At 41.8% G+C, this 16,339-nt stretch carries 17 protein-coding genes and 1 pseudogene; 6 read left to right on the top strand and 12 right to left on the bottom strand.

Going from position 1 to position 16,339, the window contains the following annotated elements; genetic code table 11:
• Positions 1-6 precede the first annotated feature (6 nt).
• Complete coding sequence (locus ABES03_RS03390; protein WP_430115132.1) at positions 7-426, bottom strand: universal stress protein; 420 nt, start codon at positions 424-426, stop codon at positions 7-9.
• Positions 427-739: 313 nt separating this feature from the next.
• Here ABES03_RS03390 and ABES03_RS03395 point away from each other — a divergent pair, with 313 nt between their 5' ends.
• Positions 740-904, top strand: a complete 165-nt coding sequence (locus ABES03_RS03395) for a hypothetical protein (protein WP_430115134.1) — start codon at positions 740-742, stop codon at positions 902-904.
• A 71-nt stretch (positions 905-975) separates the two neighbouring features.
• Here ABES03_RS03395 and ABES03_RS03400 read toward each other — a convergent pair whose 3' ends face one another.
• The 6 genes and pseudogenes from ABES03_RS03400 to ABES03_RS03425 form a co-directional block, all read right to left on the bottom strand.
• Positions 976-1,851 carry a zf-HC2 domain-containing protein gene (locus ABES03_RS03400; RefSeq protein ID WP_430115135.1) on the bottom strand — a complete coding sequence of 292 codons (876 nt, stop codon included), beginning with the start codon at positions 1,849-1,851 and terminating at the stop codon, positions 976-978.
• Entirely contained in the window at positions 1,841-2,335 is a 495-nt protein-coding gene (locus ABES03_RS03405) for an RNA polymerase sigma factor (RefSeq protein WP_430115137.1), read from the bottom strand. Before ABES03_RS03405 ends, ABES03_RS03400 begins: the two co-directional genes overlap by 11 nt.
• Positions 2,336-2,691: 356 nt before the next feature.
• Positions 2,692-3,699 carry a DUF3231 family protein gene (locus ABES03_RS03410; RefSeq protein WP_430115140.1) on the bottom strand — a complete coding sequence of 336 codons (1,008 nt, stop codon included), beginning with the start codon at positions 3,697-3,699 and terminating at the stop codon, positions 2,692-2,694.
• A gap of 17 nt (positions 3,700-3,716) precedes the next feature.
• Complete coding sequence (locus tag ABES03_RS03415) at positions 3,717-4,256, bottom strand: CBO0543 family protein (RefSeq protein ID WP_430115142.1); 540 nt, start codon at positions 4,254-4,256, stop codon at positions 3,717-3,719.
• Positions 4,257-4,376: 120 nt separating this feature from the next.
• Positions 4,377-4,865: a DinB family protein gene (locus ABES03_RS03420; RefSeq protein ID WP_430115143.1), complete on the bottom strand. Its 489-nt coding sequence runs from the start codon at positions 4,863-4,865 to the stop codon at positions 4,377-4,379.
• 183 nt (positions 4,866-5,048) lie between these two features.
• Positions 5,049-5,854: pseudogene (locus ABES03_RS03425) on the bottom strand (TerC family protein).
• A 330-nt stretch (positions 5,855-6,184) separates the two neighbouring features.
• Between ABES03_RS03425 and ABES03_RS03430 the strand changes: the two are divergent.
• Complete coding sequence (locus ABES03_RS03430) at positions 6,185-7,261, top strand: serine hydrolase domain-containing protein (RefSeq protein WP_430115144.1); 1,077 nt, start codon at positions 6,185-6,187, stop codon at positions 7,259-7,261.
• A gap of 100 nt (positions 7,262-7,361) precedes the next feature.
• On the opposite strand, the gene ABES03_RS03435 is transcribed toward ABES03_RS03430, so the two are convergent.
• The 3 genes from ABES03_RS03435 to ABES03_RS03445 form a co-directional block, all read right to left on the bottom strand.
• Positions 7,362-8,258 carry a DUF2935 domain-containing protein gene (locus ABES03_RS03435; protein ID WP_430115145.1) on the bottom strand — a complete coding sequence of 299 codons (897 nt, stop codon included), beginning with the start codon at positions 8,256-8,258 and terminating at the stop codon, positions 7,362-7,364.
• A 142-nt stretch (positions 8,259-8,400) separates the two neighbouring features.
• A complete protein-coding gene (locus ABES03_RS03440; RefSeq protein WP_430115148.1) occupies positions 8,401-9,231 on the bottom strand; it encodes an aldo/keto reductase in 831 nt (276 codons plus the stop codon).
• A 150-nt stretch (positions 9,232-9,381) separates the two neighbouring features.
• On the bottom strand, positions 9,382-10,593 hold the full coding sequence (locus tag ABES03_RS03445; RefSeq protein ID WP_430115150.1) for an MFS transporter: 1,212 nt from the start codon (positions 10,591-10,593) through the stop codon (positions 9,382-9,384).
• A 190-nt stretch (positions 10,594-10,783) separates the two neighbouring features.
• Between ABES03_RS03445 and ABES03_RS03450 the strand changes: the two genes are divergently transcribed.
• A complete protein-coding gene (locus ABES03_RS03450; RefSeq protein ID WP_430115151.1) occupies positions 10,784-11,155 on the top strand; it encodes a winged helix-turn-helix transcriptional regulator in 372 nt (123 codons plus the stop codon).
• A gap of 72 nt (positions 11,156-11,227) precedes the next feature.
• Here the strand turns inward: ABES03_RS03450 and ABES03_RS03455 are convergent, their stop codons facing one another.
• Positions 11,228-11,518, bottom strand: coding sequence for a YciI family protein (locus ABES03_RS03455; RefSeq protein WP_430115153.1), 291 nt, complete (start codon positions 11,516-11,518; stop codon positions 11,228-11,230).
• Positions 11,519-11,946: 428 nt separating this feature from the next.
• Positions 11,947-13,635 (bottom strand): hypothetical protein, encoded by a 1,689-nt coding sequence (locus tag ABES03_RS03460; RefSeq protein ID WP_430115155.1) that lies wholly within the window; start codon positions 13,633-13,635, stop codon positions 11,947-11,949.
• Between the two features lie 281 nt (positions 13,636-13,916).
• Here ABES03_RS03460 and ABES03_RS03465 point away from each other — a divergent pair, with 281 nt between their 5' ends.
• The 3 genes from ABES03_RS03465 to ABES03_RS03475 are packed head-to-tail and all read left to right on the top strand — an operon-like array spanning position 13,917 to position 16,301.
• A complete protein-coding gene (locus tag ABES03_RS03465; protein ID WP_430115156.1) occupies positions 13,917-14,570 on the top strand; it encodes an MOSC domain-containing protein in 654 nt (217 codons plus the stop codon).
• Positions 14,571-14,586: 16 nt separating this feature from the next.
• A complete protein-coding gene (locus ABES03_RS03470) occupies positions 14,587-15,864 on the top strand; it encodes an MDR family MFS transporter (RefSeq protein WP_430115157.1) in 1,278 nt (425 codons plus the stop codon).
• A gap of 23 nt (positions 15,865-15,887) precedes the next feature.
• On the top strand, positions 15,888-16,301 hold the full coding sequence (locus ABES03_RS03475; RefSeq protein ID WP_430115158.1) for an HIT family protein: 414 nt from the start codon (positions 15,888-15,890) through the stop codon (positions 16,299-16,301).
• Positions 16,302-16,339: the final 38 nt, after the last annotated feature.

Genomic DNA, 16,339 nt, shown 5'->3' on the forward strand with positions numbered 1-16,339 from the left:
TCCATTTTATTTCACGATCAAAACAGGACAGTTTGCCCGCTTTGCCACTTTATGGCTCACACTGCCTAACACAAATTCCTGAAGTACATTCAGCCCTCGACTGCCAACGACAACGATTTCAAAATTTTGTTTATTCACGTAATCCACAATGGTTGGGCCAGGATCACCGTGGAGAATTTTAATCTCATAGGATACTCCTGATTCCTTCGCCATTCTTTCCACTTCTCTCATTCGACTTTTCCGGGTATCACCAATATCTGCGGCATTCCAATGACTAAGGACATCAGACTTTACTTTGTCATAATCCACAACGTAAATGACTTCAATCTTGGAATGAGCGCTGCATTTTGCCATATGTATCGCATTTTCAGCAGCCCTCTTGGAGTGTTCAGACCCATCTGTTGCTAACGCAATTTTCTTATACATCCCCATACCCTCCTTACTATTGTATACCCAATTATAAGCTAGTATTAATTCATTCTCTGCGGTCCCTAATTATTCCTGTACACTTTACTGTTTTTTAGGATCTGACCGATATGAGCTGCTTAATGCCAGCGTTTCAATCCGCTCTATTTTCGTTGGAAGGATTCTTTAACATCCTGGATGGTATGCTCTTGGTACAGGTCAGCCGAATAGGTTGTATCGAATACCGGAAAAGAGAAATTTTCTAATTTCTTACATACCCTGAATAATTAAAAGGATTATAAGCAATCTAACTATGTCTAGGAGGTGAGCATAAATGTCTAATCAAAATGAAAAGCAAAATGGGAATTCAGCCCAAAATAGTGTAGGTTCCGGTTCGGAATATCACAAAGAGCATGCGGGGAATGTGGAAGGGTACGGTCAGCCGCATCCAGTGAATGGTGAGGGAAGTATGTCAAAAGAAAATGAACAAACACAATAAACATTCAAGAGTGAATTAGCTGCTAATTCACTCTTGAATGTTTTTTTCATACACAACAAGCAATCCAGTATTTATCCTATTACATCCTTTAGCTGTTTAATATGCTTTTTCAAAAACCACCAAACAATGATTAGCACACTTCCTATAGCAAATAAAAGAATGGGTAACAAGAAAATAGTCCAGATACTCGGACCATAGTATTTTAATTGATGGTGCCGCTCGATCTTCGGTTCATATGAACTTTTGTATTCATATTGAATGACCCATTTGGTATTCGCCATTACCACTGTGCCAAAATCATAATCACTTGGAATAATTCGATCCTTCCGCTCTATCATTCCTTCGGTTCCAATGACCTTGGCAGCCTTTTTATAATCAATTGGAAAAATGGTGGTAGGTTCATGAGTAACGGATGGATTTTCCTTTATCCAATCCTCAACATCTTCCGCTGGAAAAATAGCCAACAGTTTCAGCTTATTTTTATATTTATTAAATACCTCAAACAGCTGTTTTTCTTCATGTGCAGTTACATCATTTGACACCCCTAGAGCATCAAATACATCCGACATAATGTCTGCTCTCTCTTGTTCTACCACTTCTAGCTTATTAATCTCGTTCTCATTTTCTTTCCATTCAACCATGGAGTTGACCAGAAAACCGGCCCCTGCGACCAATGAGAGGAGTGCTGCAATAAGTACGTACTTCGTCAATTTTTTCTGTGCCTTAAAAAAGTCCGCTACTTTTTGGAAGGGCTTCTTCGCCACCTGTATCTTCACTTGGTCGAGTTCGTCTGCCCCCTCCACTTCCTCTTTCATGGTATCAAGGACATTTTTACATTCGCTACAGGAACTAATATGTTCTTCGATAAACTGATTGCTTTCATGGCTGCACAGCTTGTCTATATAAGACGGCAGTAAGTCGCGCACAATGTAGCAGTTATTGTTCATTTCCGCTCGTTCCCCTTTCTCGTAATTTCATTTTTGCGCGGTAAAACGTCACTCTTGCCCAATTTTCATTTTTCCGCTGGATGTCTCCTATTTCTTTAAAACTAAGACCGCCTAAGAGCCTTAGGAGTAAAACCTCTTTATAGGGCTCTTCAAGCAGGTGGATCATTCGGTAAAGAGCCATTTTGTCTTCCGCATGAATGAGTTCTGCTTCAGGTGATGTATGTACAATCTGCTCTTGAAAAATCTCTGTAGGTTGACGTTGCTTCTTACTTTTTTCAAGGTGCTTATAATAGGAATGCTTTGCGATTTGACAGAGCCAAACGGACATTTTGCATTCCCCGTTGTATCGATCAATGGATTTCACTGCTTGATAAAAAGTCTCTTGTGTAAGTTCTTCTGATAATTCGGCATTATGGCAAAGACACATCAAATATTTAAAAACGCCTTCCGAATATTGGTGATATATTTCATCTAGTTCCCCCAAGGCTTAACCTCCTTTCGCACTATATATCCGATTGACGTCTCTTTCGTTACAGAGAATGAAAAAAATTTTTTGCATAAAAAAACCACCAACAAATGGCGGTGAAATAGTAGCTGACCAAAGTTAATTTGATTATATCCAATATTTTCTAAGCGTGATACAATAAATATATCGTCCAAAAGAAGGAGAATGTCTATGGTAAACAATGTTTTCGTTCCAATTTTCGTCGCTTTTATTGGTGCTGCCGTTGTGTGGATTTCTGTTTCTATTGTAAAAAGAAAGAATCGCCATTAATTCTACCAATAGAAAAAACGATGCTTCGTTACATAAGCATCGCTCTTGTTAGCCTTCAAAAGAGGTTATTTATTTTGATTTCTTATCGATTCCCGGTCAATCGATTGTGGTGGTTTTTCAAACCATCCATGATCAATTAAGTGGTTTGCCCCTTCTTTCGCGTAGGCCCCTACCCGAAGAATGTACCCTTCGTAACTTAGGATTAAATCCTTTCGAAAGGATGAAGCAATCGCAAGTCCAAAATCGCCAAGACCAATCGCACTTTGTGCATTCGTATGAAATAGCATCAATTTATCAGAAAATGGTGCCTCAGTACTGTTTGTAATGGTCGAATCCCAGGTGGATGGATAGGAGTTGTCATCTTCTTTTAGCTTAATCATAAAATCCTCCACCATCTTCTTCCCTAACTCATATCCATCTTTAAAGTAGTCACTTATTTTTTTGGATTGAGCTACTTGGCTAAAGCCTAAAAGGATAGTTTTTGCTACATTAGCCACTTCGATATTCACTCCTAAATGAGCAATTTCTATTCCAAGAAGCGGCCGGGGAGCACCGATTAGCCCCCCAAGGAATTTTCTCTCCGTCACATACTCTATTTTATCCGGATAAGAAATATAAGGGGCTCGAATAAAGACACCTTTCTCCTGCATCAGTTCCGCATTTCGGTCAAATAACGTTTCTGTTTGACTGTAAAACTGTTTGAACAAGGCACGGATGTCTTTCCGCGCGGAAACTGACTTCGCTAAGCTGTATGAGTTCAATCCGGTTCTCCCCATATGCTGCAAATAACGCATGTAGGTAACATCAGAAAAAAGCTTCTTTGCCTGCATGTTCACATCTTGTTCTCCAAATCCATTAGGTAGAGGAATCCCTTCCTTTGTAAATAGATCGGAAACTTGGGTCACATGGTCATAGGAATAGCTAAGCGCCAGTTTAATAATTGGTTTAATGTCTTGATCTTCACAGGTTTGTAGAAAATGTTTCAGCACACAAATAGACATCGTGTCACCAATATAGGTGCTCCACAGCATCGATAATTCAGCTGATGATAACTTGGTTAAATGTTGGACCATTCTTTTTCATCCTCATATCATTTTTTAATAGTAAGCTTTTTTATTAAGTAATAAGGGATCAGAGACAGGATAAAAAAACCTATAAACGAGTATGTATGTGCCCAGTTATGTAAAGCAAACATCTCTAATTTAATAAAAATAGGTTCTACTATATAGGAGAAGAACCCAGAAAGTAATAAGGAGAAGACCAAGTATCTTTTAAGCGTGTTTGTGTACTGGTATATAAACATATAAGAAACAGGAATAACGGAAATATCAGCAGGAAATAATGGGGGCACCATCGGCAACAATTTGTCCGGATATCCCCATAATAAGCTCTCTCCTCCAATGACGTCCGTTGCCGAAGCTAAAATTGCCCATAGTAAGCCATAACATAGGATTTCTAATGTTCTTTCTTTATCACGATACTTAATCCAAATAACCCATGGCAGGAAAGTGGCAGCGAGCAATAACCACCATTTCCATGTAAATAAGTCATCTTGAACCCAGTGACTAGTCGAAACATCCTTCAAGGTTTCTCTTGCTTTTTTCACATCTTCAAAAGTTGGATATTTCAATCGAATACACTCCATCTTAGGATTTCCCTTAATTTATCCAATTTTTTTATATGTATTCTTATTTCATCTTAGACTAGAAAAAGGGATCGCACTGCGGTCCCCTTTTCATTCTTAACTAGATTAATCTTCTGTCCCTAACACATCTGTATTGGGTGGTTCATACCCCATCTGGCGCAACATTGCTGTGATTTGCCCCTTGTGATGATACTCGTGCGTAATAGTATGCATGAGCAATTTACCAGGTGTGATTGAGATGATTTCTGGTGCCTTTCTCCAAGGAATCTTTCTTTCCATTAACTCATTTAAGTGAATATCGTATTTTTCGAATACCTCATTCACTATGATATCTACCTGCGTAAAGCGTTCTTTTATTTTATCTAAATCGAAATATTGCCTATCTTCCTTGGGAGTGATAGGTTTCTTTGTTTTTAATAAAACAAATGAACCCAACCACGCATAGTAGCAATCTGCAATATGTACCAATGAATCTCTTACACTTTCCCATCCGAAGCCATTTTGGCGTGTAAAATCATTGGGATCGATTTCTGCACAATAGTCTAACAGTGTATTTCGAGTTTGCCGGACCCATTCGTATTCTTTTTGATTCATACAAGCACCTACTTTCTTATAATTCTACAAAAAAGGGGAGGAATTCTACATAATTTTAATTAATTCTACAAAATCGGGGTAGGATTCCACAAAAATTGGAAACAAACTTCCAATTTCACCTCATAAGAACGGATTCCCAGAGTTATTCTACAAAGTTAAGAGTGAATTCTACAAAATTTCAACTTATTCTACAAAATCAAGAAGGAATTCTACAAAATTTGGAAACCAACTTCCAAATTCGCCTACTTCTATAATCTTTGCTCTACCTTTGTGCTTTTTTTCCTTGGATTCAGACCAACCACCTAAAGCGATTAGTAGCATCACTGTCCAAAAAAGGGTCTTCCAGATGGGTCCCTCTACAAAATCCTGAGAAAGGATTTGGAAAGATGGATGTGCAAGCGTATGTACGAAAAGCTTGACACCCACCCAGCCTACAAGTAACATGGCCGCGGTTTCAAGACTAGGATGCTCAGCTAACACCTTCACGAAGTAACTTGCAGCGAAGCGAATAACGGTTAAACCAGCGATCGCTGCTAATAAAATGACAATAAATTGAGCAGCATCCATACCACCAATTTCCCTCAATGGTGAATCGGGCAATGCGATAACAAGCGCTACTGCTGCTAAAATCGAGTCTACAGCGAAGGCGATATCCGTCAAGGCGATTTGTATAACCGTCAGCTTGTAGCTTTTTCTTTTTTTCCGTGCTCCTTTTTCAATACATGTTTGATAGAAATGAAAATTAAGTAAGCCGCCCCAATCGCCTGAATCTGCCACACATGAAACAGAAACGAAATGATAAAGATAGCTCCAATTCGAAAAACAAAAGCCAATAGCAATCCAATATTGAGCGATTTCTTTTGCTGTTCTGCTGGCAAATGCTTCGCCATAATAGCCAAAACCAACGCATTATCAGCCGATAACAAACCCTCAAGTACAATCAAAATAAGCAAAACCCAGCCATACTCTAAAAATAACGAAAGCTCCATAACATCCCCCTGATTTTTATGGGGACAGTCCCCCGCTGCGTTAACGCGTTACCCGCTCGGGGGACTGTCCCCATTTTCCACTACCAGCATATGATGAATTTAAATAACCTATGTAAGGTGATTCTTACTTTTCACTTGAAAAAGGTGATGATATTGGGAAAAAAGGTACAAAAAAAGAGACAGAATTAGAGTCGTACAATGGCTACCAGAATCGTCTGGTTGCTTTATTTACAATGGTATGATGGTTATGATAGTAATTTTTACCATTAATGTGGGGGATTAGGAATATAATAGATATATATAAACAAGATTAAGAGCGGAGGACTATGAATGATTCAAGCGATTGAAAAAAAGCTAGACAAGGCCGTTGATTCTGATACTAAGGTGGATAATGCCTATTTGCTCGTGCACTCGGATTCTCTGAATCTCCATTTGAATCGGGCTCATGGAAAAACGGGGGATGTACCTGCCAGCCCTGATCAGCCCTTTCATACGGCCAGCATCGGAAAAACCTTTACAGCCGTTCTGATTGCGATGTTAGTGGAAAAGGGCGAAATTAGCTATGAGGATCGGGTCGCGAAATTTTTGCCGGTGGAATTGGCTCAAGGCTTACACATTTATAAAGGAACGGATTACTCGCAGGAGATCCGCATCGACCATTTGGTGAACAATACTTCTGGTTTACCGGATTATTATGAGTTAAAACCGAAAACGGGTCCCTCGTTTCAGGAATTGTTGTTCCAGCAACCGTCCCGCTTTTGGACACCGGAGGAAACAATCGAATGGACGAAGCAACATTTGACTCCGAAGTTCGCACCGGGCAAGGGCTGCCACTATTCGAATACCGGCTTTAATCTGTTAGGGATGATTATTGAAGAAGTAACTGGAAAGCCTTATCACAAAGTGCTGCATGAATACATATTTGATCCGCTTGGAATGAAGCATTCGTACTTATGCCATTACTCAGAGCCCGCGGTAGTGAGCGATTATCCTGTTGCCACTATTTTTATGAAGGATAAGAAAGTGGATGTATCAGAGCATAAAAGCTTTAGCAGTATTTATGCCGGTGGGCAAACGGTGAGCACATCTGAGGATTTGTTACTTTTTATGAAGGCCCTGGAGGGTGGTCAACTGATTAGCAGAGAGTCATTGGAGGCGATGCAAAAGTGGACGAAAATGTGGATCGGCGTTGATTATGGATTCGGGCTGATGAGGGTGCGAATGCAGCCTTTTACCCAAAAGTATCATGTATGGGGCCATTTAGGTTCGACGGGTTCCTTTATGCTGTATAGCCCTGGATTTGATGTGTATGTCATTGGCAGCTTTAATCGTACCGGGTATGTGGGAAAGAGCATTCGATTTGTTTATTCGGTTCTGCGTAACATTGCGAAGGCTGGTAAAAAATAGGGTACAAACCTTGAGTCAATACATCTGTTAAAAGACCAAATCCCATACTGATTTGGTCTTTCTTGGATAGCTTATAAAAGAGCCCATAACCCTGAAATTTTTATAAACTCTGTTCTTCCTGCTGTTTTACTTTTAATCTTTGTTCTAAAACAGAAATCATATGGAGGAAATGATCCGCTTCCCTTACTACATGATCTGCTAATAATGGATCGATCACACTTCGTATTTGACATGTTTTTATTAAATCTAACCCCGCCTGTTTAAAATTACGCAGTTCATGTGTTGCATTTTCACTATCCTTATTAAGCTTTCCGATTATCGGATAAGTTGGACTCTTCTTATATAGCATGGATTCAACATCTCTAGCTTGATTAAGAAGAACTTCAAAATCGTCCCCGAATTTACTCGCGGTTTTTACTAAATTACGTTCTGATTGGTCCAATAGTGAAGCGATAAAACGTGAATGTTCCATCATTATTTTAAGCCAAAATACATTCTCTTTGATAATGGCATCCTGAATGGGGTCCAAAATTCCCTCATTGAACTTTTTTAACGTCCTCATAAAATACTCAGCTTCTCGGGCTATGTGATCGACCAGCAGAGGGAAATTAAACCCCTTAACTTTACAATTAATAATAAGTATAAGGAGATTACGTTTGAAATTTCTTAATCCTAATACCAATTGAATAGAATCCTCATTTAATTTTCTCACTGCGGTTACATTATTCGGAGTTTGGTACGCTCTCTTTTCCTGTTCCTGAAAATAATAATAAAAACGATCGGTTTGTTGAATAAGATGTTTGTCATGATGGTCGAATCCTTCACTTAAAAAATACGAATGCTCTTTCATAATCCTTAACCAAAATTTATTTTCAGTTAATGATCTTTCAATAAAGAGCTGCTCTGTCAATGATTCAGGTGGTGCGGCAAATGATTCAGGAGAAACTAGCATTTGATTATTACTGTCATATATACCGGCAAATCCCTGATTGACCATTCTTTCGCCTCCTATAATAACCTTCCATTCATATTTATTTGAAAGCTATTTCATATATGTCACGGGACTAGTCTATAGAAGTACAAAAAAGCTTGGGAATCCCCAAGCCCTTTTGTTGCATGTGATTTTTCAGGTACCATTTTTAAAAATCAAAGTTGTCTGGGTCTGGACCGACACGACGGTCTTGGTTAAGGCTGTCAATCGCTTCCATGTCCTCAGCTGTAAGTTCGAAATCGAACACCTGTGAGTTTTCGATGATTCGGTGCTCTTTTGTTGATTTTGGAATCGTCACGACGCCGTTTTGCAGATCCCAGCGCAGGATGACTTGTGCCACGGATTTGTTGTGTTTTTGAGCAATGGTTTGAAGGACTTCATTGTCGAGCAATTGGCCCTGCATTAATGGTGACCATGCTTCTAGCTGAATGCCTTGCTCTTGGCAAAATGCACGGACTTCTTTTTGCGCTAAACGCGGATGGTATTCTACTTGGTTCACCATTGGCTTGATTTCTGCGTCCTTCATGACATCTTCTAGATGATGCACATGGAAATTACTTACGCCGATTGCTTTTACGCGGCCTTCTTTGTAAAGTGTTTCTAATGCTCTCCATGCTTCCTTATATTTACCTTCTACAGGCCAGTGGATAAGGTAAAGGTCTAGGTATTCTAGTCCTAGTTTCTGTAAGCTTGTCTCGTAGGCAGCAATCGTTGACTCGTAGCCGAGGTCTGCGTTCCATACCTTTGAAGTCACGAATAGCTCTTCCCGAGCGATTCCTGATTCGCGGATCGCTTGTCCTACGCCTTCTTCATTTTGGTAGATTGCCGCTGTATCGATACTGCGGTACCCGTTTCTAAGTGCTGATTTCACAGACTCCACTACCTCAGAGCCCTCTTCCACCTTAAACACCCCAAGGCCAAACCAAGGCATCTTCACACCATTACTTAACGTTGTAGTATCTTGTAAATTCTTAACCATAGTAAAAAACCTCCTCTAGTTGTAAATTCATTCCGTGTCCACTCTAGAAGGACACATGTCTTTGAGTGGTGTCAGGCACTATGATGTCCATTGTAGAAAAACAAGTGTCCACAAATGGTGCCTGACACCCTAACCTCTTGCATTTTACCTTTAGCAAGCTTCTTTTGCAAAGTGATTAGCTTTTTGGTCTTTGCGTTCTAGGGCACGGCTCCAGCCGGTTAGGATGACGGCTCCGAAGACCATTAGGGCACCGATCCAGGTGGTGTGGATAAGGCCGATGGAGTCGGTAATCGCTCCGCCCAGGTAGGAACCAATAGCGATACCGGCGTTGAAGGCAGCGATGTTGATGGCTGACGCCACGTCGACCGCGCTTGGCACAAACCGTTCAGCTAGCATGACGACATACACCTGTAGTCCTGGTACGTTCATAAAGGCGAGGAGTCCCATGAAAATAATGGTGATGAGACCGGCCACTTTAAACGGTGCTGTGAACATTAATACAAAGAGGACTACCGCTTGGACGATGAACATATAGAATAACGACCCAATCGGGTTGCGGTTCGAAAGCTTTCCACCGACCATGTTTCCGATTGCAATGGCTACACCGTACGCAAGTAGGATGATGGCGACTGTACCTTCCTTAAAACCTGTTATATCCTGTAGTAATGGTGCTAAATAGGTGAAGACAACAAATGTTCCACCATACCCTAGGGCAGTGATGATAAATACTAATAAAAGACGTCCATTGGTCAGGAGCTTGAACTGGTCTCCGAAGCTTGTTTGAGTTCCTTTTTTCAAAAAAGAAGGAACGAGAACACTGTTGGCGATGAGGCCTATGATGCCGATGGCTACAATTAGGATAAAGGCCATTCTCCAGCCAAATTGCTGGCCGATGAAGGTTCCGAACGGTACGCCGGTTACGGTTGCGACGGTGAGGCCTGAGAACATGATGCTGATGGCGCTCGCACGACGGTTGGCCGGCACGAGGTCAGCCGCAATGGTAGAGCCGATCGACATGAAAACTCCGTGCGATAATGCTGCGATGACGCGGGCGGTGAGTAACACGCTAATGGTGGTCGTGCTCGCGGCGATGCTGTTGCCGATGATGAAAATTATCATGATCCAGAGCAGTAAAGTCTTGCGTGACATACTGGATGTTAGGGATGTCAGGACCGGTGCCCCGAATGTGACGCCAAGTGCATATAATGAGACGGTGAGTCCAGCCGTTGTTACAGGTATGTGTAGATCTTTCGCGATCAGCGGCAGCAAGCCGACGCTGATAAATTCGGTGGTTCCTATGGCGAACGCACTGACTGCTAAGGCTATCAGTGCAAGTGTGCTTTGTTTTTTATTTAAAGACATGATGTGGTTCCTCCTCATTTTTGTAGGTTTGTATGTGAACTGTAAAAAAGTGTATGATTGTTTTCGACCGGCAAGTGTTATTATGGATGATAGAGAAACTATTGAGAAGTACGTACTTTGAAGTGCTATAGATACTTTTAAGTTACGTAGGCACTTTTTGGTGCCTATAGAAGAGGAGGAATGACTGACGATGGAAAAGAAGAAGTATAATATATCAGTGGAAGCGACGTTGGAAGTGATCGGCGGGAAATGGAAGAGTGTGATTCTTTGTCATTTGACGCACGGAAAAAAACGGACAAGCGATTTGAAGCGGCTGATGCCGAATATTACGCAGAAAATGTTGACCCAGCAGTTGCGCGAGTTAGAGGCCGATGGGATTATTAATCGGATTGTCTACAATCAGGTGCCGCCGAAGGTCGAGTATGAGTTGAGCGAATACGGCTGGTCGCTGCAAGGGATCCTGGATTCGCTTTGTGCTTGGGGCGAGAAGCATATTACCAAGGTTTATGGCGATAAGTTCTCGGTGTTGGAAGAGAACGTTTTGAATGAGCCGTTGAAGTAGGTTTTGGGGACAGTCCCCCACTGATTTAAAGCGGTGAGGGACTGTCCCCCTTTGTCTGAAACCCCTACCCCATTACATACTGATAAACTGTTGAAATCCTTCCGCATGCATGGTTGGTGTAAACTCGATAATTTCGTAGGTTGCTATTTTTTTACTATAGAATGGGTCTTCTAGGATGATGGCTTCGACTTCTTCGCGGTTTTCCGCATTACTAAGAATGACTCCACCGACTCTTGGGTTTTGCCTGCCGGAACAGATGAATTTTTGTAAGGAGTAGTATTTTTCTAAGTAGGCTCTGTGTGGTTCTAATTCTTTTTCTACTTCTTCTATTGGCTTAATGTACTTTAATAGTAAAACAAACATGTTAGCAAGCCCTCCTTCATCTTTTATACCAATATTTCAACCTAATCTTATGGTTTTCCTCTTTTTTATGTAAAAAATGCTTAATTTACAGGGGGGCATTTAAAGTATGAAGGACTTTTTTTCTATTTTTCTTGGCGTTTTGTCCTTTATCCCCTTCATGAAAGACATTTTGTTATGCTTCCTTCTCGATTTTGTCCTTCATCCCCTCTATGAAAGACATTTTGCCTTACTTCCTCTTCGATTTTGTCCTTCATCCCCTCTATGAAAGACATTTTGCCTTGCTTCCTCTTCGGTTCTGTCCTTCATCACCCAAAACAAAAAAAACGATTCACCATCCATTATACTGGTTGGCAAACCGTTTCATATTGCAGCTGGGGACAGTCCCCCACTGATTTAAAGCGTTGGGGGACTGTCCCCAGTTTTTACTGCTATGATTGTATAAATGGTCGTTCTTTCAAATGGTTGGTGTGCTCCTTCATGTGCGCATAAAACAGGTCGTAGTGCACCCAGCGGAGAGGGAAGGAAAACGCCACTTCGTTCTTCTTGTTATAAACAACAACGTTCTTTTTGTTGTACTCTATCTTTTTGATATCAGCGATCTCAACCACGTGCTGCTTCGATCCGTCCACTTTCACAAGCTGCTGACCGACGATTTGAACCTTGCGCTTCTTATTTTTCGTTAGTTCATATAAACAAAAACCGCCGCCAATGACCGTGAGCACCACCAAAATAGGAATCGAGTCCTCGGCAAAACCAGTAAACACCGCCTTCACCCAGTGCACGATCGCCAGGCCTAGGAAAAACCAGGCGCCACGACTGAGGCGCGGCGAGCTCTCATAATAAATGCTCGATTCATGCTCCTGCTGTTCTTCCGCTCTTTTTTTAAAAAAGGCTGACTTATGCTCTTCGATGCTAGCTTTGGACCACTCGACAAAATCCGTGTAGCTGCCGTCCCATAGTTCAGCAGTATCGTCGCCGTCCTCAAGCGCATAGCCGCCTGCCCATCCCGCATACCGTATCCCGTTCTCCACAAAGCTCAGCAAATAGTAGCGGACCAGCTGGCCGTACATATTTTCCGTTTCAATCTTGTCCATGACCTGGATATCTTCAGGAAAACGGATTACGCCTTCTTCTTCTTCAGGCAAATTGATAATCGTTGAAAAAAGCCTCGTTTTCGCCAAATGCGGCTGCTTGCCTTCCTTAATCGGGTACAAATGCTCGAGATTCTTCTCCTTCAATTCCCAATAGACCATTTCGGCTGTTTCAATCTGATTGGCCGCTTCTGTTAATTTGCTTGCATCGAAAGGAAGATTTTTACCGATGCACACCAAAAGCGCTTCGGTTTGAATAAAAGGATCGCGGTAACACATTGCCTGCTCCAGCTCCGCTCTCACTTCCTCTGAAAAATAGTATTCCATTAAACTAATAAACAATCGAATCCGTGTCCGAATCGCAAAATAGCTATTTTTCCAAGCGGTGTACACATACTTACTGGAAAAGTCAGCATCGAATTTCAAGTATTCTTCTTTTTCCACCTGATAATCCTTGAGCAAGGACGGGAGAACGCTCTCCTTTTGATAGCCCTTTTCATAGCCGGAGGAGTTTAGCGATAATAATAGATCATAGAGCATAAATTTATAGTATTTGCTGTCGAGCTTGTCCAGCGTCTTATCAAGGATTCCCTTAATTAACATCGGATAGTTCGCGAGCTCTCTTATTGGGATGAGAAAATTCTCCGACGATTGAATTAACTCGACGATTTTTTCCTCCAATATATAAAAAATTTCTTCGTCTTCTGTTCCAAGCAGAAATTCTATGGCACGCTCTTTTGCCTGCAGGTCCAACCCGTTGAAGTGCTTGAGGAGGCCCTCCACTACTTCCGGCATCGGGAAGTCGCACACAAAATCAATCAGATAAAATGATGGGTTGTCCCAGTGATCGACGCGCTTCGGGAAGCCAGATGCCGCCGTTTTGATGATATCTTTTAACACATCTATTTGAATTTCCAGTCCTTCATCCTGCTTATATTGAAAAAGCTGGTCAAGTGCCTCGTATCTTTTTTGCGGATTTTCACTTTTTACCTGTTTTAAAATCGAACGCAGCTTTAATTCGATCACGTAATCCCACCCTATCTACAAATTAATCATGTTATCCATTCATTTTATTTCATACCTATTTTCATCGTCAATTCTAAAATTAGAAAGGATGAAACCGCCTCCAACGTACGGGTGGAATTTCCTATTTTCAATTCTACATCTTTCCTAAAACAACCAAACCTGCTATTTTTTACTATAGGTGTATGGTAAACTCCGAAAAAGTTTTCCAACAGGTGAAATTTCCTGATAGAATTCACGTCTATTTTTAACAAGCAAATATACTTAAAAAAGGGGGAGAAATCATGACTTACATACCTGTTCTGTCTATAAACGTGCGGACACCGCAGGATTTCACATATGGAGAGAGAACATTGCTTTCAGCAATCGATAAAAAGTCGGTTCATGGAAAGGTGTTTCTTTCGACGCTAAATTTCGAAGGCGACCAGCAGGCTGATTTGAATTTTCACGGAGGGCCTGATAAAGCCGTTTGTGTCTATTCCCATGACCATTATTCTTTTTGGGAAAGTGTGCTCGATACAAAGCTGGAGGCCGGTGCCTTTGGCGAAAACCTAACGGTAAAAGGAATCACCGAGGAGGATATATGGATTGGCGATGTCTTCGAACTAGGGGAAGCAATCGTGCAGGTGACGCAGCCACGGCAGCCTTGCTTTAAATTGGCAACCAAGCTGAACCAGCCAAAATTACCTCTGATGGTACAGCATACCGGCTATACCGGGTTCTATTTCCGCGTCCTACAAGAAGGCTATGTTTCCAGCGAGGATTCTTTGAAACTAGTGGAACGGAATCCGGAAAGTGTGAGTATTTCGTACGCAAACAAACTGAAATATAAAGACAAGACGAATCTCGACGGGATGAAGAAGATGCTGAGTCTCGCGGAGCTTTCAAAGGATTGGACAGAGACCTTTGCCAACCGTTTGAGGGAGCTAGAAACCTAGGTTAGGAGCAATCGAAATGAATATATTAAAGTTTCACCGGACGATCAAAATCCGACTGGTCGAATCGTTTTTAAGCTCGACCATTGGCGGAATGATTTTTCCATTTATGGCGATCTATTTGTCCCATCATTTTGGGGCAAAAACGGCCGGCTTATTGCTGCTTGTGAATGTGTTCATCGGCATCCTGATTAACTTTTTCGGTGGCTATTTTTCCGATCAGTTTGGCCGGAAAAAGGTGATTGTCTTTGCCGAAACACTGCGGTTCTTCGCCTTTTTTACCATGATGCTAAGTAACTCCCCCTGGTTCTTCTCGCCATTGTTGACGTTTTTCACGATGACGGCGAATAGTATTTGCTGGGGTCTGGCGGGACCGGCCACCCAGGCGATGCTGATTGATGTGAGTAAGCCCGAGGAACGCAAAACGATGTACTCAATCATGTATTGGGCTAACAACCTGTCGATTGCCCTTGGCGGCGTCATCGGAGGTTTTCTTTTTAAAAATTACTTATTTGAATTGCTACTTTCATTATCTGCCGCAGCGTTACTGACTTGGGTACTCATCACCTTTTTTATCGAAGAAAGCTATGCTACTGAAAAAACGGCAGGTAAGACCGTCAGGGAACATGTACACGGAATGTTGAACGGCTACAAGGAAGTGTTTCTCGATCGGGTATTTATCCTATTTGTCTTAGCCGGTTTGCTCGTTTTGTCGATGGAATTCCAGCTAACCAACTATATCGGAATTCGCTTGGCTAATGAAATGGCCGAACAGCATCTTTTCGGCTGGACCTTTGGTGGAATTGAAATGCTCGGTTTCCTGCGGACGGAAAATACGATTCTTGTGGTGCTGATGGCTTTGGTGGCCACTAAAATTGTGGAGCGTTTTAAAGACAGGCATACCTTGATTGTAAGCTGTATTGTTTTTGTCGTGGGGTATGCGGTAATTTCGTATTCCAATCATATTTGGCTTTTGTTTTTTGCGATGCTGGCAGCGACGGTGGCTGAGGTGCTTCGAGTACCTGTGCAGCAAAACTACATGGCAGAGCTGCCGCCGGAACACGCACGTAGCTCTTATATGGCGGTGTCCGGATTAACGTTTAATCTAGCGATGCTGATTTGTTCGGTCACCGTTACGCTGAGTTCGTTTATTTCCAGCATGGCGACCACGATTTTTATCACAAGTATGGGGGTGATTGGAATCTTTCTTTTTTACCGGATCGTTCCTGCTTTGGACCAAAGGGTTCACAGTGCAGAGGCTGAGACACCCTTGAAAGCAGCTAATCCTCATTCTTAAATGTTTTATAATAGGAGGTTTCTATGTCGTACGATAAGAGTTGCCCATTTTGTCATCCGCATGATGACACAGATCAGAAGATTATGTTTGAAAATGCGACGTGTTATTTTTTGCAACATAAGAAGGAACAGGATGTGTTGGAAGGTTCGGGGGTGATTGTTCCGAAAAAGCATCATGCAAATGCGTTCGCGCTGACACCAGAAGAATGGAACGATACGTATGAGCTTTTACAAAAAGCGAAAGACTACCTCGATGAAACTTACACACCAGATGGATATACTCTTGGTTGGAATGTGGGTGAGGCTTCCAATCAGACGATTTTGCACAGTCATTTACATGTCATCCCAAGATACAATGATGAACCATTAGCAGGTAAAGGATTTCGTTATTGGTTGAAGCAGCCGGAGAATATGCGGGAAAAATTAAAGAAGCGTTAACATAAAAATAGAGCTTGGAGGCGGACTCCAAGCTCTTT

The organism is Neobacillus rhizosphaerae, from assembly GCF_050477885.1.
Lineage (GTDB): Bacteria > Bacillota > Bacilli > Bacillales > Cytobacillaceae > Neobacillus > Neobacillus rhizosphaerae_A.